Annotated in this window: 21 protein-coding genes; 11 read left to right on the forward strand and 10 right to left on the reverse strand. The window is 71.9% G+C overall.

Going from position 1 to position 24,885, the window contains the following annotated elements; translation table 11 throughout:
* Positions 1-109: 109 nt before the first annotated feature.
* Together HTV45_RS19705 and HTV45_RS19710 are read left to right on the forward strand one after the other, a co-directional pair.
* Complete coding sequence (locus tag HTV45_RS19705) at positions 110-991, forward strand: NUDIX hydrolase (protein ID WP_215207132.1); 882 nt, start codon at positions 110-112, stop codon at positions 989-991.
* Complete coding sequence (locus HTV45_RS19710; protein ID WP_215207133.1) at positions 988-1,818, forward strand: MBL fold metallo-hydrolase; 831 nt, start codon at positions 988-990, stop codon at positions 1,816-1,818. The genes HTV45_RS19705 and HTV45_RS19710 overlap by 4 nt, the downstream gene beginning before the upstream one ends.
* Positions 1,819-2,047: 229 nt before the next feature.
* On the opposite strand, the gene HTV45_RS19715 is transcribed toward HTV45_RS19710, so the two are convergent.
* Together HTV45_RS19715 and HTV45_RS19720 are read right to left on the reverse strand one after the other, a co-directional pair.
* Positions 2,048-2,869, reverse strand: coding sequence for a nucleotidyltransferase domain-containing protein (locus HTV45_RS19715; protein WP_215207134.1), 822 nt, complete (start codon positions 2,867-2,869; stop codon positions 2,048-2,050).
* Positions 2,870-3,014: 145 nt separating this feature from the next.
* Positions 3,015-3,689 (reverse strand): Crp/Fnr family transcriptional regulator, encoded by a 675-nt coding sequence (locus tag HTV45_RS19720; protein ID WP_215207135.1) that lies wholly within the window; start codon positions 3,687-3,689, stop codon positions 3,015-3,017.
* A 479-nt stretch (positions 3,690-4,168) separates the two neighbouring features.
* Here HTV45_RS19720 and nth point away from each other — a divergent pair, with 479 nt between their 5' ends.
* The 3 genes from nth to HTV45_RS19735 all read left to right on the forward strand — a co-directional run bounded on the left by nth (position 4,169) and on the right by HTV45_RS19735 (position 7,337).
* Entirely contained in the window at positions 4,169-5,305 is a 1,137-nt protein-coding gene (gene nth / locus HTV45_RS19725; RefSeq protein ID WP_308309713.1) for an endonuclease III, read from the forward strand.
* Positions 5,306-5,396: 91 nt separating this feature from the next.
* The gene (locus HTV45_RS19730; protein WP_215207136.1) at positions 5,397-6,092 is read left to right on the forward strand and encodes a CoA pyrophosphatase; all 696 of its coding nucleotides are present in this window, start codon (positions 5,397-5,399) and stop codon (positions 6,090-6,092) included.
* Positions 6,093-6,137: 45 nt separating this feature from the next.
* Positions 6,138-7,337 carry a MarP family serine protease gene (locus HTV45_RS19735; protein ID WP_215207137.1) on the forward strand — a complete coding sequence of 400 codons (1,200 nt, stop codon included), beginning with the start codon at positions 6,138-6,140 and terminating at the stop codon, positions 7,335-7,337.
* 12 nt (positions 7,338-7,349) lie between these two features.
* On the opposite strand, the gene HTV45_RS34380 is transcribed toward HTV45_RS19735, so the two are convergent.
* From HTV45_RS34380 to HTV45_RS19760, 6 genes are all read right to left on the reverse strand, one after another.
* The gene (locus tag HTV45_RS34380; protein ID WP_251692427.1) at positions 7,350-7,532 is read right to left on the reverse strand and encodes a hypothetical protein; all 183 of its coding nucleotides are present in this window, start codon (positions 7,530-7,532) and stop codon (positions 7,350-7,352) included.
* Positions 7,533-7,671: 139 nt separating this feature from the next.
* Entirely contained in the window at positions 7,672-8,625 is a 954-nt protein-coding gene (locus HTV45_RS19740; protein ID WP_215207138.1) for an alpha/beta fold hydrolase, read from the reverse strand.
* Complete coding sequence (locus HTV45_RS19745) at positions 8,622-9,110, reverse strand: phage holin family protein (RefSeq protein ID WP_215207139.1); 489 nt, start codon at positions 9,108-9,110, stop codon at positions 8,622-8,624. The genes HTV45_RS19740 and HTV45_RS19745 overlap by 4 nt, the downstream gene beginning before the upstream one ends.
* Before the next feature lie 84 nt (positions 9,111-9,194).
* Entirely contained in the window at positions 9,195-10,631 is a 1,437-nt protein-coding gene (gene nhaA, locus HTV45_RS19750; protein ID WP_215207140.1) for a Na+/H+ antiporter NhaA, read from the reverse strand.
* A 215-nt stretch (positions 10,632-10,846) separates the two neighbouring features.
* Positions 10,847-12,802 carry an acetate--CoA ligase gene (gene acs, locus HTV45_RS19755; protein ID WP_215207141.1) on the reverse strand — a complete coding sequence of 652 codons (1,956 nt, stop codon included), beginning with the start codon at positions 12,800-12,802 and terminating at the stop codon, positions 10,847-10,849.
* A 197-nt stretch (positions 12,803-12,999) separates the two neighbouring features.
* A complete protein-coding gene (locus HTV45_RS19760) occupies positions 13,000-15,546 on the reverse strand; it encodes a bifunctional SulP family inorganic anion transporter/carbonic anhydrase (protein ID WP_215207142.1) in 2,547 nt (848 codons plus the stop codon).
* Positions 15,547-15,879: 333 nt separating this feature from the next.
* Between HTV45_RS19760 and HTV45_RS19765 the strand changes: the two genes are divergently transcribed.
* Positions 15,880-17,151, forward strand: coding sequence for a hypothetical protein (locus HTV45_RS19765; protein ID WP_215207143.1), 1,272 nt, complete (start codon positions 15,880-15,882; stop codon positions 17,149-17,151).
* Positions 17,152-17,154: 3 nt separating this feature from the next.
* Here the strand turns inward: HTV45_RS19765 and HTV45_RS19770 are convergent, their stop codons facing one another.
* On the reverse strand, positions 17,155-18,135 hold the full coding sequence (locus tag HTV45_RS19770) for an ATP-binding protein (protein ID WP_215207144.1): 981 nt from the start codon (positions 18,133-18,135) through the stop codon (positions 17,155-17,157).
* A 101-nt stretch (positions 18,136-18,236) separates the two neighbouring features.
* On the opposite strand from HTV45_RS19770, the gene HTV45_RS19775 reads away from it, so the two are divergent.
* Positions 18,237-19,061: an oxidoreductase gene (locus HTV45_RS19775; protein WP_215207145.1), complete on the forward strand. Its 825-nt coding sequence runs from the start codon at positions 18,237-18,239 to the stop codon at positions 19,059-19,061.
* Between the two features lie 394 nt (positions 19,062-19,455).
* On the opposite strand, the gene HTV45_RS19780 is transcribed toward HTV45_RS19775, so the two are convergent.
* Entirely contained in the window at positions 19,456-20,289 is an 834-nt protein-coding gene (locus HTV45_RS19780) for an HAD family phosphatase (RefSeq protein ID WP_215207146.1), read from the reverse strand.
* 580 nt (positions 20,290-20,869) lie between these two features.
* On the opposite strand from HTV45_RS19780, the gene ssd reads away from it, so the two are divergent.
* Genes ssd through HTV45_RS19800 form a run of 4 tightly spaced genes read left to right on the forward strand, consistent with a single transcriptional unit; the run spans position 20,870 to position 24,838 of the window.
* Positions 20,870-21,976: a septum site-determining protein Ssd gene (gene ssd / locus HTV45_RS19785; protein ID WP_215207147.1), complete on the forward strand. Its 1,107-nt coding sequence runs from the start codon at positions 20,870-20,872 to the stop codon at positions 21,974-21,976.
* Entirely contained in the window at positions 21,973-23,175 is a 1,203-nt protein-coding gene (locus HTV45_RS19790; protein WP_215207148.1) for a TadA family conjugal transfer-associated ATPase, read from the forward strand. The genes ssd and HTV45_RS19790 overlap by 4 nt, the downstream gene beginning before the upstream one ends.
* Entirely contained in the window at positions 23,175-24,050 is an 876-nt protein-coding gene (locus tag HTV45_RS19795) for a type II secretion system F family protein (protein WP_215207149.1), read from the forward strand. Before HTV45_RS19790 ends, HTV45_RS19795 begins: the two co-directional genes overlap by 1 nt.
* Positions 24,047-24,838: a type II secretion system F family protein gene (locus HTV45_RS19800; RefSeq protein WP_215207150.1), complete on the forward strand. Its 792-nt coding sequence runs from the start codon at positions 24,047-24,049 to the stop codon at positions 24,836-24,838. Before HTV45_RS19795 ends, HTV45_RS19800 begins: the two co-directional genes overlap by 4 nt.
* Positions 24,839-24,885 lie beyond the last annotated feature (47 nt).

The following is a 24,885-nucleotide window of genomic DNA, read 5'->3' on the forward strand; positions in this document are numbered from 1 at the left end:
GGGCCGCTTGTGACCGCCCGCGCTCCCGATGCCCGTACCGCAGCCCCGGCCGCCCCCGCCGGCCCCCTGAGCACTCGAACATCCGGGCGTCACGGGATAGCCTCCGGCCATGGCGAAAGCGCAGGCAGACGGGCAGTGGTACCCGCCGGAGTGGCCGGAGCGCATCCGGGCGCTCGCCGGCGGCGGCCTCACGCCGGTCACGCCGAAACGGGCGGCCACCGTCATGCTGCTCAAGGACACCGGCGAGGGGCCCGCCGTGCACATGCTGCGCCGGCGTACCTCCATGGCGTTCGCGGGCGGTGCCTACGCCTACCCCGGCGGCGGTGTCGACCCGCGGGACGACGACCGGCACGTCCGCTGGGCAGGCCCCGCGCGCGCGTGGTGGGCGAACCGGCTGGGCGTGGACGAGGCGGGGGCCCAGGCGATCGTCTGCGCGGCCGTACGGGAGACGTACGAGGAGGCCGGGGTCCTGCTCGCCGGGCCCACCGCCGACTCCGTGGTCGGTGACACGACGGGCGAGGACTGGGAGGCGGACCGTTCCGCCCTCGTCGCGCGGGAGATGTCCTTCGCGGACTTCCTCGACCGCCGCGGCCTGGTGCTGCGCTCCGATCTGCTCGGTGCCTGGACCCGCTGGATCACCCCAGAATTCGAGGCCCGCCGCTACGACACTTGGTTCTTCGTCGCCAAGCTTCCCGAGGGCCAGCGCACCCGCAACGCCTCCACGGAGGCCGACCGTACGGTGTGGACCGCCCCGCGCGAGGCGGCGGCCGGCTACGACCGGGGCGAGTTGATGATGATGCCCCCGACCATCGCCACGCTGCGCCAGCTCACCGCCTACGCCACGGCCGAGGAGGCGCTCGAGGCGGCTCCCGCGCGGGATCTCACGCCGGTACTGGCCACCGCGCGCCTGGAAGACGGCGAGATCGTGCTCTCCTGGCCGGGGCACGACGAGTTCACGAAGCACATCCCGACCGGGGGAGCCCCCGCATGACGGACGCAAGCGCCCTGCCCGGACAGCCGAGGGGCGGTGTCCTCCCGGGGCCCGCCACCGCGCGGGCCGTCAACGTGCTCGCCCCCAACCCGTCGGCGATGACCCTCGACGGCACCAACACGTGGATCCTGTCCGAGCCGGACTCCGGCCTGGCGGTCGTGGTCGACCCCGGCCCGCTGGACGACGGACACCTGCGGCACGTCGTCGGCACGGCCGAGCGCGCCGGGAAGCGCGTCGCCCTCACCCTGCTGACGCACGGTCATCCCGACCACGCCGAGGGCGCGGGCCGCTTCGCCGAGCTGACCGGCACGAAGGTGCGGGCACTGGACCCGGTGCTGCGGCTGGGCGACGAAGGGCTGGCCGGCGGGGACGTCATCACCGTCGGCGGCCTGGAGCTGAGGGTGGTACCGACCCCCGGCCACACCGCCGACTCGCTGTGCTTCCACCTCCCGGCGGACCGGGCGGTCCTCACGGGCGACACCGTCCTGGGCCGCGGTACGACCGTCGTGGCCCACCCCGACGGCCGCCTCGGCGACTACCTGGACACACTGCGCCGGCTCAGGTCGCTCACCGTCGACGACGGCGTCCACACCGTCCTGCCCGGCCACGGACCCGTTCTGGAGGACGCCCAGGGCGCCGTCGAGTACTACCTGGCCCATCGAGCCCACCGCCTCGCACAGGTCGAGACGGCCGTCGAGGACGGTCACCGCAGCCCGTCCGAGGTCGTCGCCCACGTCTACGCCGACGTCGACCGCTCGCTCTGGCCGGCCGCGGAGATGTCGGTACGCGCTCAGCTCGAGTACCTGCGGGAGCACGGCATCATCTAGGCGCGCGCGCGTGCGATGCCGGGCCGCGCGCCGCGCGCCGCGCGCCGCGGCCGCGGTCCGGTCTCGGGTTCGGGTTCGGGTTCGGTTCGGATCGGATCGGATCGGTTCGGATCCGGCCCGTTCGGAAACCGGTCCGAGGTGAGTCGGGTCCGGGGTCGCTCCGGCCCGTGCGGTGCCGGCCCGTGCGGTGCCGGCCCGCGCGACGTGGCCGGTCCGGGTCCCGCCGGAGTCACTGCGCCCGGGGGGCCTTCACGCCGTGCACCCGCGTGTACTCCCCGGACAGCCATGGGCCCAGTTCGCCGACGTACGAGGCGAGGACCGCGGGGTCGCCGGACGGCTCGCGTCCCAGGGCGGCGGCCGACCGCATCGGGGCCGCCCGCTCCGGGTAGTACATGCCGAACGCCCCGGCCATCTCCGTCAGGTCACTGGTCCAGCCGTTCCAGCGGGGCATCACCAGGGTGAAACCGGTGCGTACGAGGTGACGCGACATGAAGCGCACCAGAGGCCGCCGTGCCTCCTCCGTGTCGTCGGCCCCGGTGATCCGCTCCCGCCCCCGGGGGAGCAGCAGCGCCAGATCGCCGTTGGTCTCGCGGGCCAGCAGCCCGTCGGGCCGGTAGCGCGGCAGCAGCCCGGCGAGGTCCTCACCGGACAACGGAGTGCACAGGCAGGAGACGAACCACCCCAGGTCGTGCCTCTCCGGTTCGCTCAGCAGCCGCTCCCGGGAGTGGAGCAGGGTGCCGACGCCGTCGATCTGGGGGAACTCCCTGTCCAGCCATTCCTCCAGCGCGCGCGTGACGTCCCGGTCGCGGGAGGTCGGGTCACCGTGCAGGGCGACCAGCAGATCGAGGTCGCTGCGGCCCGCGTGCGCGGTGCCGCGCGGTACGGACCCGTAGAGGTACGCGCCGTTCAGCCGTGTCCCGAAAGCGTCGGTCAGCCGCTCCCGCGCGGCGTGGACGACGGGCCGGAACGCGGGCGGCACCCGCGCGAGGGAGCCCTCACGCCTGATGTACCCCTGCGCGTCCAGTCCGGGGCGGTGCACGGTTTCGGCCATACGGCCCACTGTGCCGCGCGGGAGCCGTCCGGGGCAGGTTCTTTTCCGGGGCCCGGCACACCGCATCACGCGGGCGCACACGGACACGCCGGAGCCCCGCTCCCCACGGGGAACGGGGCTCCGGCGGACGGGCCGTGCCCGGGTGTCAGCGGGAGCGCTTCGCGAGGCGCTCGACGTCCAGGAGGATCACCGCACGGGCCTCCAGACGGAGCCACCCGCGCTGGGCGAAGTCCGCCAGGGCCTTGTTGACCGTCTCGCGGGACGCGCCGACCAACTGGGCCAGCTCCTCCTGGGTGAGGTCGTGCACCACGTGGATGCCTTCCTCGGACTGCACGCCGAAGCGGCGGGAGAGGTCCAGCAGCGCGCGGGCGACACGGCCGGGGACATCGGAGAAGACCAGGTCCGACATGGCGTCGTTGGTCTTGCGCAGCCGGCGCGCGACGGCCCGCAGCAGCGCGGTGGCGACCTCGGGACGGGTGCTCAGCCAGGGCGTCAGGTCGCCGTGGCCGAGGGCGAGCAGCTTGACCTCGGTCAGCGCCGTGGCCGTCGCGGTGCGGGGACCCGGGTCGAACAGGGACAGCTCACCGATCAGCTCACCGGGACCGACCACGGCGAGCATGTTCTCGCGGCCGTCGGGGGAGGTGCGGTGCAGCTTGACCTTGCCCTCGGTGACCACGTACAGGCGGTCTCCGGGGTCGCCCTCGTGGAACAGGGAATCACCCCGTGCCAGAGTCACCTCGCTCATGGAGGCGCGAAGCTCCGCGGCCTGCTCCTCATCGAGCGCCGCGAAGAGCGGGTTCCGCCGCAGAACGTCGTCCACGAGTTCTCTCCCTTGTCGACCTGCTCAGGGGATCTTGTTCCCCACGTACCAGGGGACCGTGGTGCCCATTTTGCCGGGCGGTCCAAACAGTGTGATCTGTCACAAGGATGCCGTACGGGCCGGTCGGGGTATGCGGCAGGGGTCCAATTGGGCGCCGGACTGCAGGGGCCGGGGCGGATGTCGGCGCCGGGTCGTAGGCTGGCCGGGTGTCCAAATCGCCGGTGAGAGCACAGGCCGAGGGGGCTGCGCGAGTGGTGGTACGTCGCGATTCCGCTGTGGGCGAACAGGGCTCCGATGGCGGTAAGGAAACGGCGAAAGCGGCAAAGAGGGTGCCTTCGGCGAAGCCGGAGGCGGACCCGGCGGCTGCCCGTGCGAGCGGGGAGGCCGGGCAGACCAGAAGGGCGGGGAGGGGCGCGCCGGGGAAGAAGGCTGCCCCATCGAGGGGGGCCGACTCCGGGAAGGCCGCGGGAGAGAAGCCCGTGACCGGCGAGACCGCGGACGGCGAGGCGACGCCTGCCCGCGAGGCCGCACCTGCGCGCAACGCGGCGACCGCGGGGAAGAGCAGCACCGCCCGGAAGAGCAGCACGGCACGGAAGAGCAGCACCGCACGGAGAAGCACCACCGCGCGTGAGGAGGCGGCGCCCGCGCGCAAGGCCGGGGCATCGCGTAAGGCGGCGCCCGCCCCAAAGGCCCCCACCGGCGGCAAGTCCACCACCCCCTCCTCCAAGAAGGCCACTGTCATCAAGAAGGCACCGCCCCCCAAGAAGCAGGTCGTCGCCCCCAGCAAGGCGACCGCGGCCGTGCACGCGGCCCCCGCGAAGACCGTGGTCGAGCCGCCCGGGGGCGAGTCGCGCACCGCGCTGGTCCGGCGGGCACGCCGGATCAACCGTGAACTCGCCGAGGTGTACCCGTACGCCCATCCCGAGCTGGACTTCGAGAACCCCTTCCAACTGGTCGTCGCGACCGTGCTGTCGGCCCAGACCACCGACCTGCGCGTCAACCAGACGACCCCCGCCCTCTTCGCGAAGTACCCCACTCCCGAGGACCTGGCCGCGGCCGACCCCGAGGCGGTGGAGGAGATCCTGCGCCCCACCGGTTTCTTCCGGGCCAAGACCAAGTCGGTGATCGGGCTCTCGAAGGCGCTCACGGAGGACTTCGGGGGTGAGGTACCCGGCCGGCTCGAGGATCTCGTCAAGCTGCCCGGTGTGGGCCGCAAGACCGCGTTCGTGGTCCTCGGCAACGCCTTCGGCCGTCCCGGTATCACCGTGGACACCCACTTTCAGCGCCTCGTGCGCCGCTGGCGGTGGACCGCGGAGACAGACCCCGACAAGATCGAGGCGGCCGTCGGCGCGCTCTTCCCCAAGAGGGACTGGACCGACCTGTCCCACCACGTGATCTGGCACGGCCGCCGCATCTGCCACGCCCGCAAACCCGCCTGCGGGGCCTGTCCCATCGCGCCGCTCTGCCCGGCGTACGGGGAGGGCGAGACGGATCCGGAGAAGGCGCGGAAGCTGCTGAAGTACGAGAAGGGCGGTCTGCCGGGCCAGCGTCTGAACCCCCCGCAGTCCTACCTCGACGCCGGCGGCAGGCCCGCCCCGCCGCTGGGGGCCGGATGACGGAGCGGCGCACCCGACGGCGGCCGGCGGAACGATCTCGGCGCCGCCGGGCGTTGGACCTGTGGGACGCGGCCGGGCGAGGGGGGTGGCGATGACGCGTACGAGCGGTACCCAGGGCGGCCGGGTGACGCTCAGCCAGGAGGGCCTGCCGCACTGGCTGGGCCCGGTGGCCCGCGCCGCAGAGACGGTCGCGCCGAGGCAGCTGAGCCGCTTCCTGCCTCCGGAGAACGGCACGGGGCGCCAGTCCGCCGTCCTCATCCTCTTCGGCGACGGTTCGCGCGGGCCTGAGCTGCTGCTGATGGAGCGGGCGAGCTCGCTGCGCGCGCACGCCGGGCAGCCGTCCTTCCCCGGCGGCGCCCTGGACCCCGGGGACGGCGATCCGCAGGGCGACGGACCGCTGAGGGCCGCGCTGCGCGAGGCCGAGGAGGAGACCGGGCTCGACCCGTCCGGTGTTCAGCTCTTCGGCGTCCTGCCGAAGCTCTACATCCCGGTCAGCAGTTTCGTGGTCACACCCGTGCTGGGCTGGTGGCGCGCCCCCAGTCCGGTGGACGCCGTGGATCCGAACGAGACAGCGCGGGTGTTCACCGTGCCCGTGTCGGATCTCACCCACCCCGACAACCGGGTGACCACGGTCCACCCCAGCGGTTACCAGGGACCGGCATTCCTGGTCGAATCGGCCCTTGTGTGGGGTTTCACCGCGGGGGTCATCGACCGGCTGCTGCACTTCGCCGGGTGGGAGCGCCCCTGGGATCGGGACAAGCAGGTCCCCCTGGACTGGCGGTCATGACAGGGTGGTCGCCGTGCTGGGTACGACGAGGCGAGGCTTGAAGCGGTGAACGTGCTGGACATCCTGTTGCTGCTCGCCGCCGTCTGGTTCGCGGTCGTCGGCTACCGCCAGGGCTTCGTCGTCGGCATCCTGTCGGTGATCGGTTTCCTGGGCGGCGGACTCGTCGCCGTGTATCTGCTGCCCGTCCTCTGGGACGTCATGACGGACGACGCCGAGGTCGGCACGACCGCCGCCGTCGTCGCGGTCGTCGTGGTCATCGTCTGCGCCTCCGTCGGCCAGGCACTGACCACTCATCTCGGCAACAGACTGCGCCGCTACATCTCCTGGTCCCCGGCCCGCGCGCTGGACGCCACCGGCGGGGCCCTGGTCAACGTCGTCGCGATGCTCCTGGTCGCCTGGCTGGTCGGCTCCGCCCTCGCCGGTACGACACTGTCCACCCTGGGCCGGGAGGTCCGCGGCTCCAAGGTGCTGCTCGGGGTCTCCCGGGTGCTGCCCGACCGGGCCGACACCTGGTTCACGAACTTCTCCTCCATCCTCGCGCAGAACGGTTTCCCGCAGGTCTTCAGCCCGTTCGCCGACGAGCCGATCAACGACGTACGGCCGCCGGACCCGGCTCTCGCGAGCAGTCCCGTGGCCGACCGCGCGCAGCGCTCCATCGTCAAGGTCATGGGCACCGCGGAGAGTTGCGGCAAGGTACTGGAGGGCACCGGCTTCGTCTTCGCCGACCGCCGCGTGATGACCAACGCGCATGTCGTGGGCGGCGTCGACGAACCGACCGTGCAGATAGGCGGCGAGGGCAGGAAGTACGACGCGCGGGTCGTCCTCTACGACTGGGAGCGCGACATCGCCGTCCTCGACGTGCCCGACATGTCGGCACCGGCGCTGCGGTTCGCGACCGAGGACGCGAGCAGCGGCGACGGCGCCATCGTCGCCGGCTTCCCCGAGAACGGGGCGTACGACGTGCGGGCCGCGCGGGTGCGCGGCCGCATCACGGCCAACGGCGCGGACATCTACCACCGGAGCACGGTCCGGCGTGATGTGTACTCCCTGTTCGCGAACGTCCGTCAGGGCAACTCCGGCGGGCCGCTGCTGAGCACCGAGGGCACGGTCTACGGCGTGGTCTTCGCCAAGTCCCGGGACAACGCCGAGACGGGCTACGCGCTCACCGTGGACGAGATCCAGGAGGACATCGCCAAGGGGCGCACCGCGAACCGGCAGGTGGACAGTGACAGCTGCGCGCTGTGAGCTGAACCGGCGTCAGCCGCGGGGATGGCGAAGGCGTACGGACACCCAGCGCGCCCGGCGGCGGAGGATGCGCGGGATTCCCACCCTGAGGTCCGTAGCCGTCATCTGTGGTGCACCGCCTCGCTGGTGGGAACCCACACCGCTCGCCGAGCGGCGATTGCGGCTTGCGTCACTGTAGTCGTGCGTCCAGCCCATACCTCGACGTGTGCCCCCGCCTCATGGTCGGTAACCACCTCACGGACCCTCAATTGGCCTATGCGTCAGGCAATTGGCGTTCGTCGGGCAGACGTTCAGAAGACAAGGGCCGGAAGGGGTACGGAAAGCGTCCGACCGGTTACCGGTCCGGCTCGGGATCCTTCAGCCAATTGATCAGTTCTGTCGAGAAAGTGACCGGGTCCTCTTCGTGCGGGAAGTGTCCCAGCCCGTCGAACAGTCGCCAGCGGTAAGGCGCTTCGACGTACTGCCCGGACCCGGCGGCACTGCGGGTGCGTACGACCGGGTCCAGCGAGCCGTGCAGGTGCAGTGTCGGCACCCGCACCGGCCGCTTCATCCTGCGGTTGAACTGGATACCGTCCGGCCGCGCCAGGGAGCGCACCATCCAGCGGTACGGCTCGACCGAGCAGTGGGCCGTGGACGGTACGCACATGGCCCGCCGGTAGATCTCCAGCGCCTTCTCGTCGGGCGGCTGTGGACCGGACCACTCCTGGATGAGCGCGGCGACCAGTGCCCCGTCGTCCGCGGTGAGCTGCCGTTCCGGGATCCAGGGCCGCTGGAAACCCCAGATGTGGGACATGGCGGCCGACTGCCTGGCGTCGGAGAGCATCGCCGACCGCCACCGCCGCGGATGCGGCATGGAGGAGACCGCAAGCCGCCGTACGAGCTTGGGGCGCATCGCCGCGGCCGTCCAGGCCAGGTAGCCGCCCAGGTCGTGTCCGACCAGCGCGGCGTCCGGTTCGCCGAGGGAGCGGATCACTCCGGTGATGTCCAGGGCGAGGTTGGCCGGGTCGTAACCGCGCGGTGTGCGGTCGCTGCCGCCGACTCCCCGCAGGTCCATGGCGACGGCCCGGAACCCCGCGTCGGCGAGCGACGTCAGCTGGTGCCGCCAGGTCCACCAGAACTGGGGGAAGCCGTGCAGCAGCAGCACCAGCGGGCCGTCACCCAGCTCCGCGATGTGGAAGCGGGCGCCGTTGGCCGCGACATCCCGGTGCAGGAGCCCGGGGCTCCCGGGGATGTCGGGGCGTACGGCCGAAGATAGGGGGTGCGCCGAAGGAGTGGCGGGGTCCGTCATGAGGACGAGCGTGCCACAGCCTCGATCGCCTGGGGGGCCCGGTCCTGCGGCAGGGCGGGACGCGGGTGGGGCCTGGCCTTCTGCAGCACGCCCGCCGTCTCCTTCACCGAGGCGGCGACCTTCTGCGGACCGCGGCCCTTCTTGGCCTTCTTGGCGAAGGTGATGCCGATCAGCGCGAGGACCACGGCGATCAGCACGTTCGCCGCGAAGGACAGCAGGAAGCAGAGCGCGAGGTTCCAGCCGCTCCAGGTGCGGATGCCGTAGGCGAGGGCGAAGTTCAGCATCGGCAGGGAGAACAGCAGCAGCACGCCCGCCGCCGTGAACGCGCCGCCACTGGTCGCGCCCCGCTTGACGTCCTGCCGTAGCTGGGCCTTCGCCAGCGCGATCTCGTCGTGCACCAGCGCCGACATGTCCGCCGTCGCCGAGGCGAACAACTGGCCGATGCTGCGTTCGGCGCCGACCGGGCTGCCGTCGGGTGCGCTCATCGCGGTCTCCCTCTCCTGCGTACGCCCTGCGTACGTTCCTCATGGCTGCGCGTACGGTCCAGTCTTTTGTACCGTCCCGTCAGATCATGCCGGACCGTGGTCCCCATCGCCTGCCCCGTCCGCCACTTCGGCAAGCGCGTCCCGCTCGGCGGCCTTCTCCCGGGCGAGTCGCCGGTGCTCGGCGGCCTTCCGATCGAGGATCTCCGCCATGCGCAGGTGGTACGCCGGGTCGTCCTGTTCGTAGACGTCCGGTATGCCGCTGAGGTCCTCGTCGCGCTCCTCTTCCTCGATCAGCCTGCGGTACTTGGCGTTCCGGATCTTCAGCAGGATGGCCGCGATGACGGTGGCGATCAGTGATCCGGTCAGGACGGCGGCCTTGACGCTGTCCGACATCGTCGCGTCGCCCTCGAAGGCGAGTTCGCCGATGAGCAGCGAGACGGTGAAACCGATCCCGGCGAGGGTCGCCACCGCGAGCACGTCCGCCCAGGCGAGTTCGTCACTGAGCGAGGCCTTGGTGAAACGTGCCGTCAGCCAGGTGCCGCCGAAGATGCCGAACATCTTGCCGACGACGAGCCCGAGAACCACGCCGAGCGTCTCGGGCTGGGTGAACACCTCCGCGAGCGCACCGCCGGAGACGGCCACGCCCGCGCTGAACAGAGCGAACAGCGGCACCGCGAAACCCGCCGACACCGGCCGGACGAGGTGCTCGATGTGCTCGCCGGGGGAGTGCTCCTCCCCTTCGCGCCGGTGGCAGCGCAGCATCAGGCCCATGGCGACGCCGGCGATGGTGGCGTGGATACCGCTGTTGTACATCAGCCCCCAGATGACCAGCGCGAGCGGCACGTACACGTACCAGCCGCGTACCTCCTTGCGCAGCAGCAGCCAGAAGAGGGCCAGGCCGACGACCGCGCCGCCGAGCGCCGCGAAGTTCAGCTCGGCGGTGAAGAAGACCGCGATGATCATGATCGCGAACAGGTCGTCGACGACGGCGAGGGTGAGCAGGAAGGCGCGCAGCGCGCTCGGCAGGGAGGTGCCGATGACGGCGAGCACGGCGAGCGCGAAGGCGATGTCGGTGGCGGTGGGCACGGCCCAGCCGGCCAGCGAGCCGCCGCCGATGCCGCTGGTCAACACGTAGACCAGCGCTGGTACGGCCATACCGCACAGGGCGGCGACGACGGGGAGCGCGGCGGCCTTGGGATCGCGCAGATCACCGGCCACGAGTTCGCGCTTGAGTTCTATCCCGGCGACGAAGAAGAAGATCGCGAGCAGCCCGTCGGCCGCCCAGTGCGCCACGGACAGGTCCAGTCCGATGGCTCCGGGGCCGAAGTGGAAGTCGCTGACGCTTTCGTAGCTGTCGCCCAGCGCGGGTATGTTCGCCCAGATCAGTGCGGTGACGGCGGCCAGGAGAAGCAGTACGCCACCGACGGTCTCGGTGCGCAGCGCGTCCGTGACGAACGTCCGCTCGGGCAGGCTGAGACGTCCGAAGGCCTTGCGGGAGCCGGTGTTGCGGGGGTCGGTCACAGGATGTTCCTCCGGTTGGCGGGTAGCACGGATCGCGTGCCGACCAGACTTCCCGGCGCCCCATGAGACAACAGCTTTGCGTTCACCTTAACCAACGTGCCCCTGAGCTGCACCAGCAGCCCAGGGGCACGAGCAGCTCAGGGGCACCGGCAGCCGAGGGGCGTCCGGCGCACGGATGTGCCGGACGCCCCGCACCGGGACCGGTCGCCGCCCGCTCAGTCCTCGCTGCCCGCCTGGGGCAGCTTGGCCTGGATGAGGTCCATGACCGTGGAGTCGGTGAGGGTCGTGACGTCCCCGAGCTGGCGGTTCTCCGCGACGTCCCGCAGCAGACGGCGCATGATCTTGCCGGAGCGGGTCTTGGGCAGCTCGGCCACCGGCAGGATCCGCTGGGGCTTGGCGATCGGGCCGAGCGTGGTGCCCACGTGGCCCCGCAGCTCCCCGACCAGGGTCTCGGTCTCCGCCGCCGTACCGCGCAGGATCACGAAGGCCACGATGGCCTGGCCGGTCGTCTCGTCCGTCGCGCCGACCACGGCCGCCTCGGCGACCGAGGGATGGCTGACCAGAGCGGACTCGACCTCGGTGGTGGAGATGTTGTGCCCGGACACCAGCATCACGTCGTCGACCCGGCCCAGCAGCCAGATGTCGCCGTCGTCGTCCCTCTTCGCGCCGTCGCCCGCGAAGTACTTGCCCTCGAAACGCGACCAGTAGGTGTCGAGGAACCGCTGGTCGTCGCCCCAGATGGTGCGCAGCATCGACGGCCACGGCTCGGTGAGGACCAGGTAACCGCCGCCGCCGCTGGGCACCTCGTTCGCCTCGTCGTCGACGACCGTCGCGGCGATTCCGGGCAGCGGGGTCTGGGCGGAGCCCGGCTTGGCGTCGGTGACGCCCGGCAGCGGGGAGATCATGATGCCGCCGGTCTCGGTCTGCCACCAGGTGTCCACCACCGGGGTGCGGTCCCCGCCGATGTTCTTGCGGTACCAGATCCACGCCTCGGGGTTGATCGGCTCGCCGACGGAGCCCAGCACCCGCAGCGAGGACAGGTCGAACTTCGCGGGGATGTCGTCGCCCCACTTCATGAACGTCCGGATGGCGGTGGGCGCCGTGTAGAGGATCGTCACGCCGTACTTCTGGACGATCTCCCAGAAGCGGCCCTGGTGAGGGGTGTCCGGGGTGCCCTCGTACATCACCTGGGTGGCACCGTTGGCGAGCGGGCCGTAGACGATGTAGGAGTGCCCGGTGACCCAGCCGACGTCGGCCGTGCACCAGTACACGTCGCTCTCGGGCTTGAGGTCGAAAACGGACCAGTGGGTGTACGCCGTCTGGGTCAGGTAGCCGCCGGAGGTGTGCAGGATGCCCTTCGGCTTACCCGTCGTCCCCGAGGTGTAGAGGATGAACAGGGGGTGCTCGGCCCCGAACGCCTGCGGGGTGTGCTCGGCGCTCTGGCGCTCCACCAGGTCGTGCCACCACACGTCGCGGCCCTCGGTCCAGGCGACGTCCTGCCCGGTGCGGCGGACGACGAGCACGTGCTCCACGCTGTCCACGCGTCCGACGGCCTCGTCGACGGCGGGCTTGAGCGCGGAGGGCTTGCCACGCCGGTAGCCACCGTCGGCCGTGATGACGACCCGCGCGTCGGCGTCCTGGATGCGGGTGGCGAGCGCGTCCGCCGAGAAGCCGCCGAAGACCACGGAGTGCGCGGCGCCGATACGGGCGCAGGCCAGCATCGCGACGGCCGTCTCGGGGATCATCGGCATGTAGACGGCGACCCGGTCGCCCTTCTGCACCCCGAGCTCCAGCAGGGCGTTGGCGGCCTTGGAGACCTCGTCCTTGAGCTGGGCGTAGGTGATGGCGCGGCTGTCGCCCGGCTCGCCCTCGAAGTGGATGGCCACCCGGTCGCCGTGCCCGGCCTCCACATGACGGTCCACGCAGTTGTAGGCGACGTTGAGCTCGCCGTCCTGGAACCACTTGGCGAACGGCGGGTTCGACCAGTCCAGGGTCTCGGTGGGCTCGGTGGCCCAGGTCAGCCGGCGGGCCTGCTCGGCCCAGAAGCCGAGCCTGTCAGCCTTGGCCTGTTCGTACGCCTCCGCCGTGACGTTGGCGTTCGCGGCCAGGTCGGCGGGGGGCGAGAAGCGACGCTCCTCCTTCAGAAGGTTGGCCAGGCTTTCATTGCTCACGGCATCTGCCTTTCCCAGGGTGTCCGTTGTGTCCCAGGCCACAGCTCATCAGACCCGAGGGTGCGCTGACAAGGGCCGACGGGAAATTGGTTTAGACCTGTCGGAGTCTGTTGGTGCGGCGTGCGTCACCCCTTCCCACGGGGCCCGGAGCGAGCCGGTTCAAGGGGTGTAACGCCTCTCACACCCAAGGGTCCGTCTCACCGTGCCAGGTCCACGGCCCGGACCCGGTCGAACACCCGCTCCTCGTCCCGCTCCGTGAGGAGATACGCCTGGGCCTCCCCCACGTGGAAGTACAGCCCATGGAGTTCCAGGGCCCCGTCCTGCAGAGCCCGGGCCACCGACTCATGGGCGCGCAGGTGCTCCAACTGCTGCACCACGTTCGCCAGGCTCAGCGTCTCGGCCGCGTCGGCGGGTGCCCGGCCGGTCAGCCGGGCCGGGGGTCCGCCCACCCCGGCCATGCGCTGCAGGCTCGGCTGCCCGTGCCGCAGCCAGCGTCTCAGCGGCGTAAGGGCGCAGCCCGGCTCGGTGTCGTCGAGCAGCGCCTGCATGGCGCCGCATCCCGAGTGCCCGCACACCGTGATCGAGCGCACCGCGAGCACGTCCACGGCGTATTCGATGGCGGCCGCCACCGAGTCGTCGCCGCTCTCCGCCCCGGGCGGCGGCACGAGATTGCCGACATTGCGCACCACGAACAGGTCTCCCGGCCCACTTGAGGTGATCATGGAGGTGACCACGCGGGAGTCGGCGCAGGTCAGGAAGAGCTGTGCGGGCCGCTGTCCCTCGCGCGCCAGCCGGGCCAGCTCGCCGCGGACCAGCGGGGCGGTGTTGCGCTGGAACGTGCTGATGCCGCGTACCAGCCGGCTGCCGCCGGTGCTGTCCAGCCACCCGGGCGCGCCGGCCCCTTCGTCCGTTCTCCTCTCCCCGTCTGCTGGTCCGCCTGGTCCGCCTGGTCCGCCTGTTCCGTCCGCTCCGTTCGGCCCGTTCGCTCCGTCCGGCCGGTTCGCTCCGCCTGCTGTTCGGTCCGTGCCGGCCGTTCCGCCGGCCGGGGCCGACCGGTGTCCGGTGTCCGGCAGCGGTCGCGGGCGCTCGCACTGGTGGTTGCGCCAGGCCGTCCAGGGCCGGCAGCGGCAGTCGGCGCCGGACGGGTCGGTCGCCCCGGGAACGTCGGCGGGGTGCGCGGAGGAGAGAGCGGCCGGTTCGGCGATCCGGAGGTCGGCCCGGCGGCCGGTGATCTCGACGGTGCCGCCGCCGGTGGTGTGGGTGCTCTGCCAGTCCTGGAGCGCCTCGAACGCCGCGTGGTCCATGAAGGAGCCGTCAAGGGCCACGACGGCACGGGCACTTCGGGGTACGAGATGCAGGGCCCGGCTGAGCCGTGGCACCGCGAGGAACGTCAACTGCCCTCTGACGTGTACGTGGTGGACTCCTTCCTCTTCCTGATGGGTGATCCGGGTGCGGGTGAGGCGGTGCAGGGCCACGCCGACGGCCACGGCGATACCGAGGGCCACACCTTCCAGGACGCCGAGGGACACGACGCAGAGGGTGGTCACGACGTAGACCAGCACTTCCCGGTGGCGGGTCACCGTGCGGATGTGGTGCAGGGACACCATCTGGACGCCGACGGCCATCACCAGGGCGGCGAGCGAGGCGAGCGGGATGCACTCCAGGAGCGGGACCATCAAAAGCGCGGCGGCTACTACGAGAACGCCGTGCAGCATCGTGGAGTTCCGGCTGACCGCGCCCGCGTGGACGTTCGCGGAGCTGCGTACCGCGACTCCGGCCACGGGCAGTCCGCCGAGCGAACCGGACGCGATGTTGGCCGTTCCCTGACCGAGCAGTTCGCGGTCCAGGTCGGACCGCCCGGTGTGCCCGGGACCGGGGCGCGCGGACACCAGCTTGTCCACGGCGACGGCGCCGAGCAGCGACTGCACGCTGCACACCAGCGTCGTGGTGAGCACGGCGGCGGCGAGGCCGAGAGCCGGCCCTTCGGGCAGCCCGGCCAGGGCGTGGTTGCGCCAGGACGGCAGGTCGACCTTGGGCAGGACGAGGCCGGCCGCGGCGGCGATCGCGGTGGCTCCGGCGACGGCGACGAGCGCTGCCGGGATCACCCGCAGCAGGCGTCCGGGCCGGCCGGGGAGCCGCGGCCAGAGCAGCAGCAGGGTCAGGGTCAGCAGGCTCACCGAGAGGGACGCGGGATGGAGGTCCGCCAACTGGGCGGGCAGCGCGCGCAGGTTGTCGGGGACGGAGCTCTGCGGAGTGCCGCCGAGGACGATGTGCAACTGGGCGACGGCGATGGTGACGCCGATGCCGGCGAGCATGCCGTGCACGATGGCGGGGCTGACGGCGAGTGCGCCGCGTGCCACCCGCAGACAGCCCAGCCCGATCTGGACGAGGCCGGCGAGGACGGTGATGGCGCAGGTCGTCCGCCATCCGTACTGCTGGATGAGGTCGGCGGTGACGACGGTCAGCCCGGCGGCCGGACCGCTGACCTGGAGGGGCGAGCCGCCGATCCGCCCGGCGACGATACCGCCGACGGCCGCGGCGACCAGTCCTGCCTGGAGTGGCGCGCCGGTGGCGAGAGCGATGCCGAGGGACAGCGGGAGGGCGATGAGGAAGACCGCGACGGCGGCCGACATGTCGGCGCTCGCGATACGGAGACGCCGGGGGCCGGGCGGCGGACTGTGGGGCGGGTGCGCGCGCTCGGTGTGGTCCGCATCGGCGGCGCGGGCGGGAACGCAGGCTGACATGGTGTCCCGTCTCCTTTGGGTCTGCGCGGTCGCGCGACTGGTGAGCTCCACGCGGAGGTGAGGCGGTCGCGGCCGTGGGGCATGGCCCCAGAACGGCAGGGAGTGACAGCAATCAGTAAGCGAACAGTAATGCAGAGTGAAGCACTGGCGTAAACTTTCCGGGCAAATGGGCGCTCACTTCACCCTGGCGGGTGAAGTGAGCATTTCATCGGCTTGTCGTATTAATTCCTTCTTCGTTCCGTGCGACGTTGGCGGCGCTGTCGGCGTGGACCGGCAGAGCACCAGACAACGCCCTCATCGAGCCAGGCCCGAGAGAAGGAAGAAGGTGGGCGGATGGCCGCCACCCACAAGATCGCCACGGGCGCCGTGATCGCCGCGGTCTGCGTCGCCTCGCTCGCCGCCTGCGGGACCGGCGCGGACAGCACCGGCGAACAGGCCCGGGACAAGGAGAAGGCCGAGCCGGCGCCCGCGCCGAAGAACGTCGTCCGGCTGATCGGCGACGGCTCCACCGCGTACACCGGGGCGCAACCTCATCTGCCCCGGCCGAAGCGGCTGGAGCCCGGGAAGAAGCCGCCGCAGTTCGTGGTCTTCTCCTGGGACGGCGCGGGGGAGGACGGTCAGCGGCTCTTCTCCCATTTCCGCAAGGTCGCCAAGGAGAACAACGCGACCATGACGTACTTCCTGAGCGGCGTGTACCTCCTGCCGGAGGAGAAGCGCGACCTGTACAGGCCGCCCCAGCACTCCCCGGGCCGCTCCGACATCGGCTTCAACGACAAGGAGGGCATCGCCGACACCGTGGAGCAACTGCGGCTGGCCTGGCTCGAGGGCAACGAGGTCGGTACGCACTTCAACGGGCACTTCTGTGGCAGCGCCGGCGGCGTCGGTGACTGGTCGGTGGCGGACTGGAAGGACGAGATCACCCAGGCCAAGCATTTCGTGAAGACCTGGAAGACCAACGCCGGCATGAAGAACTCGGCTCCGCTGCCCTTCGACTACGACGAGGAGCTCATCGGCGCCCGCACACCCTGCCTGGAAGGGCAGGAGAACTTCATGAAGGCCGCCCGCGAGCTGGGTTTCCGCTATGACACCAGCGGTGTCAACAACCAGGTGTGGCCGAAGAAGAAGGACGGGCTGTGGGATCTGTCGATGCAGCTCGTGCCCTTCCCCGGGCATTCCTTCGAACAGCTCACCATGGACTACAACTTCATGGTCAACCAGTCCGGTACCACCACCCAGGGCGACCCCGCCAAGCACGAGCTGTGGGGCGATCAGATGCGGGACGGTCTGCTCCAGGGCTTCGAGCGGGCCTACCAGGGCAACAGGGCACCCCTGATCATCGGTAACCACTTCGAGTCCTGGAACGGCGGCACCTACATGCGGGCCGTCGAGGAGGTGATCGAGACGGTGTGCAACAAGTCCGACGTGCGCTGTGTCTCCTTCCGGCAGCTGGCCGACTGGCTGGATGCCCAGGACCCGGCGACCCTGGCGAAACTGCGCACACTGGGCGTCGGCGAGGCCCCGAAGAAGGGCTGGACGTCCTTCCTGTCCGGCGGGCCCGCCCCGGCCCCCAAGGGGGCACCGGGGTCACCCGCGGCCAAGGAATGATCGTCAGGCGGACGCCGTGACGTTCTCGCCGAGCACGAAGCCGGGGTCGATCTGGGCCGCCAGGTCGGTCCCGGTGCGCTCGTCCCCCCACGACCGGGCGTTCTTCAGATGGAAGTGCGCCATCTGGCGGGTGTAGCGCTCCCGGTCACGGAGCTCGTACGTCGCGTCGGCGGCGCAGCGCAGCAGACGCAGGGCGTGCCGGCTGGGCTCCTCCAGGAGTTCGAACCGGGACGGCCGGCCCTTCTCCATCGCCCGGACCCAGTCCGACTGCCCCACCGTCACGAGCAGGTCGTCCCCGACCTCCGTGCGGAGGAAGTCGAGGTCGTCCGGGCCCTGCACCTTGTTGCCGACGACCTTCAGGGTGACGCCGAAGTCCCGGGCGTACTCCTTGTACTGGCGGTAGACGGAGACTCCCTTCCGGGTCGGCTCAGCGACGAGAAACGTGATGTCGAAGCGGGTGAACATGCCGGAGGCGAAGGAATCCGAGCCGGCGGTCATGTCGACCACGACGTACTCGTCGGCTCCGTCCACCAGGTGGTTCAGGCACAGCTCCACCGCTCCGGTCTTGGAGTGGTAGCAGGCGACCCCCAGGTCGGCGTCGGAGAAGGGGCCGGTGACCATCAGACGGACGGTCCCGCCGTCGAGTTCCACCGGACGCGCGCAGGCGTCGTAGACCGGGTTGTCCTCGCGCACGCGCAGCAGCCGGGAGCCCTCCCCGGGCGGCGTCGTCTTGATCATCGTCTCGGCCGAGGCGATGCGCGGATTGGTGCCGCGCAGGTAGTCCTTGATCAGCGGCAGGTGCTCACCCAGCGCGGGCAGGGCGGCCGCGTACGTCTCCTCCAGGCCCAGCGCCGCTCCGAGGTGCTGGTTGATGTCGGCGTCGACCGCGATCACCGGAGCCCCGGCGGCCGCGAGGTGCCGGACGAACAGGGAGGACAGGGTCGTCTTGCCGCTGCCGCCCTTCCCAACGAAAGCAATTTTCATGTTCACCAAGCGTAATGGATATGTCGCGGTGTGTGAGGTGGGGGCGTGAAGAAGACCACTCCATCGTGGGGCGGGCGGGCAGGATGCGTAGGGTCGTACTCATGAGTACGACAGGCGCGACCGCCGACCCGCTCGCGGCCCTGGGCGGCCTGCCCGGTGTGGCCGACTCCGTCGAGTCCGTGCGCAAGGCCGTGGACCGGGTGTACGGACACCGGGTCATGCGGCGGCGCAGCAACGAGATCACCTCCGAGGCGGCGCTGCGCGGCGCCCGTGGCTCCGCCGCGCTCTCGGGTGCGGACTGGGCACTGGAGGAGGTGCGCCGGCGCAGCGACTTCAGTGGTGACGACGAGGCGCGCGCGGTGGGCGCGGCCCTGCGCCTGACCGCCGAGGCGGGCCAGCTGCTGTCCATCTGGCGGCAGTCTCCGCTGAGGGTGCTGGCCCGGCTGCACCTGGTGGCGGCGGCAGACAAGGCCGAGCAGGTCGGCCGGCCCCGGCAGCAGGGCGAGCCGGTCGACGAGCCGCTGGTCACCCTGCCCCTGCCGGGCGCGCCGGAGGCGCACGGACGGCTGGAGGGCCTGTCCGGACTCGTCATCGCCGGCGGTTCGGCGCCGGCCCTGGTGACGGCCGCGGTCGTGCACGGCGAACTCCTCACGCTGCGCCCGTTCACGTCCCACAACGGTCTGGTCGCCCGTGCGGCCGAACGCATCGTCCTGGTCGGCAGCGGACTCGATCCCAAGTCGGTCTGCCCCGCCGAGGCAGGTCACGCCGAGCTGGGGCGGGAGGCCTATCTGCGGGCGCTGGAGGGCTATGCCTCCGGGACTCCCGAGGGGGTGGCCGCCTGGATCGCGCACTGCGGGCGGGCGGTCGAACTCGGGGCACGCGAGTCGACGGCCGTGTGCGAGGCGCTGCAGCGCGGGGCGGCCTGAAAGGAAAACGAACGGGACCCCCACGAAGATGCGGCGGTACGAATACTCGTACCGCCGCTGGCATGTTCACCGTGTTACCAAGCGTCCTCGGAATATGCCCATCAGGTCGGGAACTCTGCCCGTCACCTGGTGCGGCTGGCCCGTAATCGACGGGTCGACGTCGCGTGGGTTCACCGTGTTCATGCGCGGTCCGTGGGGCCAAATGCGTGGTGAAGGTCATCCTCTCGGATGTCCTCGGTCTCGCGGGCCGTCAAGTCCTTTGTACTCCGGGTGTGCGGTAAGGGGAAGTCCCGGCTCTGTTTCTTTACTTTTGGGATCAAAGGCGCGCCAAACGGACGTCGGGGCGGGAATGCGGCCGGCGCCCGTCCGTGCGTCTGGCGGGTCGGCCCTGCCCTCAGGCCGCTGTCGCGCGGCGCCGGCTGGCGTACCAGACAAGGCCGGCGGTGGCCGCCGCGGCTCCTATCGCGGCCGCCGCGACCAGGGCGGGGCGAGGCGGTACGGAGAGCGCGGGGAGGCGCTGCTTGAGGCGTACCGGCCGGTGGAAGTCGAGGATCGGCCACTCCCGCGCGAGGGACTCGCGGCGCAGCGCGCGGTCGGGGTTCACGGCGTGCGGGTGGCCCACGGACTCCAGCATCGGCACGTCGGTCACCGAGTCGCTGTAGGCGTAGCAACGGGCCAGGTCGTAGCCCTCCGAGGCGGCCAGCTCGCGGATCGCCTCCGCCTTGGTCGGCCCGTACGCGTAGTACTCCACCTCGCCGGTGAAGCATCCGTCGTCCCCCACGACCATACGGGTGGCCACGACCCGGTCGGCGCCCAGGAGTTCGCCGATCGGCTCGACCACCTCGGCGCCCGACGTGGACACGATCACCACATCGCGTCCCGCGGTGTGGTGCTGCTCGATGAGGGTGGCCGCCTCGTCGTAGATGATCGGGTCGATCAGGTCGTGCAGCGTCTCGGCGACGATCTCCTTGACCTGCTGGACGTTCCAGCCGCGGCACAGGGCCGACAGATACTTGCGCATCCGCTCCATCTGGTCGTGATCCGCGCCGCCGGCGAGGAACACGAACTGGGCATATGCGGTACGCAGGACCGCCCTGCGGTTGATCAGGCCGCCTTGGTAGAACGACTTGCTGAACGTGAGCGTGCTCGACTTCGCAATGACCGTCTTGTCCAGGTCGAAGAAGGCGGCTGTGCGGGGCAAGGAGTGGTTTTCCACATCCCTGAGCATAGGCGCAGCCCATTCGGCGTAAGGTGTGGCGCGTGGGTTTGCCTGAGAAGGCTCTCGGGTACACCATGGAAGTCACGGATCGTTCGCGACCGTGTCTAACCCGGTCCGACTCCTCCCCCCCCGAGTCGGCCGTGGGGACGACCCCCGCTCTCCCCCCCGGCGGGGGTCGTCGCATGTCCGGATGCCTTTTCTCCCCATCGGCCGCGCCTGAAGCGCTGTGGCGTCGTACGTAGGGGACGATTTGTCATGCGCATGACTAGTAACACTCGGTAGTCATCGGGCTGCTCTTCGGGGCTCGTACCGAAAGTGCGCGCGTCTCACCGTCAAGAGTGACCGCGATATTCACAGCCGTCGCCTCATCCACAGAAATCCACCAAGATCCACATCTTTTTCCGGCTCACCGCATCGTGATTCCAGCGCGGCCCGCTCGCCGCGAGTTCGTGGCCGGTGCCGTTGGCCGGGCCGCGTACGGCCGGTTTTTGCCGGCCGCTCACAGGAGGACCGCTCGCCGGTTCCTCTCCGCATGGGAATCGCGGGGCCGTGGAGGTCACGCGATGGGATACGCCAAAGGGGGACGAACATGAACGGAATCATCACGCACGACCCGCCACCCGCCACCGGAGGAGGCCGCCAGGGAGCACCGCTGATCCTCACCGAGGACGCAGGGCTCCTCGACGACCTGTTGCGCCTGTGCGCGGCGGCCGGAGCCACACCGGAGGTGCATCACGGGGCGCCGGAGGCGAGGGGCAGCTGGGAGACGGCACCGCTCGTCCTGGTCGGAGACGATGCCGCACGCCGGGTGCGCGGGGCGGCCCGCCGGCCGGGAGTGGTGCTGGTCGGACGGGACCAGGACGACTCCGGGGTCTGGCGGCGGGCCGTCGAGATCGGCGCCGACCATGTGCTGATGCTGCCCGACGGCGAGCAGTGGCTGGTCGACCGCATCGCCGATGTGGCCGAAGGAGTCGGCCGGCCCGCCCTGACCGTGGGAGTCATCGGCGGCCGGGGCGGCGCCGGGGCGTCCACACTCGCGTGTGCGCTCGCCGTCACCTCCGCGCGGGAGGGACTGCGCACCCTGCTCGTGGACGCGGACCCTCTGGGCGGCGGACTCGACGTGGCACTCGGCGGGGAAGCGGCCAAAGGACTGCGCTGGCCCGCCTTCGCCGCGTCACGCGGGCGGGTCGGCGGCGGGGCCCTGGAGGAGTCACTGCCCCAGGTGCACTCGCTGCGGGTGCTCAGCTGGGACCGCGGCGACTGCCTCGCCGTACCGCCCCGGGCCGTACGCGCGGTGCTCGCCGCCGCCCGGCGCGGGGGCGGCACCGTGGTGGTCGATCTTCCGCGCCGCGTCGACGACGGGGTCGCCGAAGTCCTCGCCCAGCTCGACCTCGGACTGCTCGTGGTCCCCGCGGAACTGCGCGCCATCGCGGCGGCGGGCCGTGTCGCCTCCGCCGTGGGCATGGTCCTGCGTGATCTCCGGGTGGCGGCACGCGGGCCCTACGCGCCGGGTCTGGACGACCGCGAGGTGGCCCGGCTGCTGGGCCTGCCTCTCGCGGGAGACCTGCCCGTCGACCCGGCCCTGCAACGTCCGCACGGCACCGGACGACCCCCCGGGACATCCGGCAGGGGGCCGCTGGCCCGCTTCTGCAAGGAGTTCTGGGAGCGCGCGCTGGTCGAGGCGAGGGCGGCATGAGGGGGCCGGTGACGAGCGGCGCGGGAATGCCTCCCGGCCTGCTCGACGGGGTGCGCCGATGGCTGGCCGAGAGCGGGGCCGAGCCGACACCCGCGCGGGTGGCACAGGCGCTGCGGGACCAGGGCCGGGTGCTCGGGGACGCCGAAGTGCTGGGGGCCGCCGAACAGCTGCGGTCGGAGCTGGTCGGCAGCGGCCCGCTCGAACGGCTGTTGGCCGATCCGTCGGTGACCGACGTCCTGGTGTCGGCTCCCGACCGGGTCTGGGTGGACCGCGGCGGCGGGCTGGAGCTCAGTGAGGTCGCCTTCCCGGACGCCACGGCCGTCCGGCGCCTGGCTCAGCGGCTCGCTGCCGTGGCCGGCCGGCGGCTCGACGACGCCCGGCCGTGGGTCGACGCCAGGCTGCCCGACGGGACGCGGCTGCACGCGGTACTCCCCCCGGTGGCGGTCGGCTGCACGTGCCTGTCGCTCCGGGTCGTACGGCCGCGCGCCTTCACACTCGGTGAACTGGTGGCGGCCGGGACGGTGCCGCCGGGCGGGGACCGCATGCTGCGGGCGCTGCTGGACGCGCGGTTGTCCTTCCTGATCAGCGGAGGGACCGGAACCGGCAAGACGACCTTGCTGAGCGCGCTGCTGGGACTGGTCGGTCCGGACGAACGGATCGTCCTGGCCGAGGACTCGGCGGAACTGCGTCCGGATCATCCGCACGTCGTGCGTCTGGAGACCAGGCCCGCCAATCAGGAGGGCGCGGGCCTCGTCACCCTCGAGGACCTGGTGCGCCAGGCACTGCGGATGCGGCCCGACCGGCTGGTCGTGGGCGAGGTCCGCGGCCCCGAGGTGACCCACCTGCTGGCCGCCCTCAACACGGGCCATGAAGGCTCATGCACGGTTCACGCCAATGCCGCCGCGGATGTGCCCGCCCGGCTGGAGGCGCTCGGCACGGCCGCGGGCCTCGACCGGGCCGCCCTGCACAGTCAGCTGGCCGCCGCCCTGTCAGTAGTGCTCCACCTCGTACGGGACCGGAGCGGCCGGCGCCGCATCGCGGAGGTGCACGTGCTGGAGCGGGACCCCTCGGGGCTGGTGCGGACGGTGCCGGCGCTGCGATGGGGCCCGGAGGCGTTCACCCCCGAGCGCGGCTGGGAGCGGCTGCGCCGGCTGCTGCGGAACGCGCGGGGTGACGGGCCGGGGGAGGAGGCCGCGTGATGAGCGGGACGACCGAGGTGTCGACGGGCGCGGCCGTGGCCTGTCTGGGAGCCGCCGCCTGGCTGCTGGGCGGCGGGCATGCCGGGGCCAGGCGGACACGGCTGCTGCTGACCGGCGGGGGCACGGTGGGAGACGGACCGCCGGGGTGGCCCCGGGTGATCCACGAGTGGGCCCGCGTCCGGGGGCGGCTGCGCCACGAATGGTGGTCGCTGGCCGCCGGGGCGGCACTGGCGTTGCTGGGCACTTCCGTCCTGCCGGTCCTCGCCGGGGCGGCCGGAGTGCCCCTGCTGCGGCGCGTGCGGCGGACCGCCGGGGAGCGCCGGGCCCGGGAACGGCGTGGGGACGCGGTGATCGCGTTGTGCGCGGCGCTCGCCGGTGAGTTGCGGGCCGGACGGCAGCCGGGCGAGGCGCTGCTGTCGGCCGCCCGGGACTCCGGCGGGTTCGGTGACACGCAGGCGGCCGTGCTGGCGGCGGCTCGCTTCGGCGGCGATGTCCCGGACGCGCTCACGGCGGCGTCACGGCAGCCGGGCGCGGAAGGGCTGCGAGGGCTCGCCGCGTGCTGGCGGGTGGCGGTGGACCAGGGGGCCGGACTCGCCGCCGGCCTCGACCGGCTGGAAGCGGCGCTGCGTGCCGAACGGGACCAGCGGGCCGATCTGCGCGCCCAGTTGGCCGGTGCCCGTGCCACGGCGGTGATGCTCGCGGGGCTCCCGGTCGTGGGCCTGGCGCTCGGTGCGGCTCTCGGGGCCGACCCGCTGTACATCCTCCTGCACACGCCGGCGGGACTGGCCTGCCTGGGGGCCGGTGGGGTGCTGGAGGGCCTGGGGCTGTGGTGGGTGCTGCGGATCATGCGCAGCGCGGAGGAGAGGGCGGCATGAGCGGAGAAGTTGTCCACAGGCTGGGGGTGGCTGTGGGGATCGTGTCGGTGCTCGGCTGGTCCGTCGGCTGGTGGTGGCGCAGGCGGTGCGAGCGCGGAGTACGGAGACGACTGGCCGAGGTGCTGCCGCCGGAGCGGACGGCGACCGCCTCACACCCCGGGCTGCCGTGGGCCGCCGCGCGGAGGTGGCTGCCGCTGGTGGGCGTGGTGGGTGCCGGGTGGTGGCTGGTGGACGGTCCCGCCGGAGCGGCGGTGGGACTGGCGGCCGCGGCGGGGCTGTGGCGGTGGCGGCTGAGAGAGCCGGCGGCGGGAGCGCGCACCCGGGAGGCGGAGAGCGCCGAGGCGGCACGGCGGCTTCCCCTGGCAGCCGATCTGCTGTCCGCCTGCATCGCCGCGGGCGCCGGACCGGTGCCCGCGGCGCAAGCGGTCGGGGAGGCCCTGGGCGGGCCGGTCGGAGACGCGCTCGCGCGGGGCGCGGCGGAGGTGCGGCTCGGTGGTGAACCGGGCGCGGCCTGGCGCCGGCTGGCGGCGCTGAAGGGCGGCGGGCCGCTGGCTCGGCTGCTGGAACGGGCCGATGTCTCGGGCCTTCCCCTGGCCGCCCCCGTGGGCCGGCTGGCCGCCGGGGTCCGCGCGGAGTGGACCCGCGCGGCGACGGCACGGGCCCGGAGGGCGGCCGTCCTGGTGAGCGCCCCGGTGGGGTTGTGCTTCCTGCCCGCGTTCATCGCGGTCGGCGTGGTGCCCGTGGTGGTCGGGCTCGCGGACGGAGCCCTGCGGGGAGGTGGTGGGTGACGGCAGACGAGCGGCGGACCGCATGAACGAGCGTGACCGACAAGACA

This window comes from Streptomyces sp. CHD11 (genome assembly GCF_018638295.1).
GTDB lineage: Bacteria > Actinomycetota > Actinomycetes > Streptomycetales > Streptomycetaceae > Streptomyces.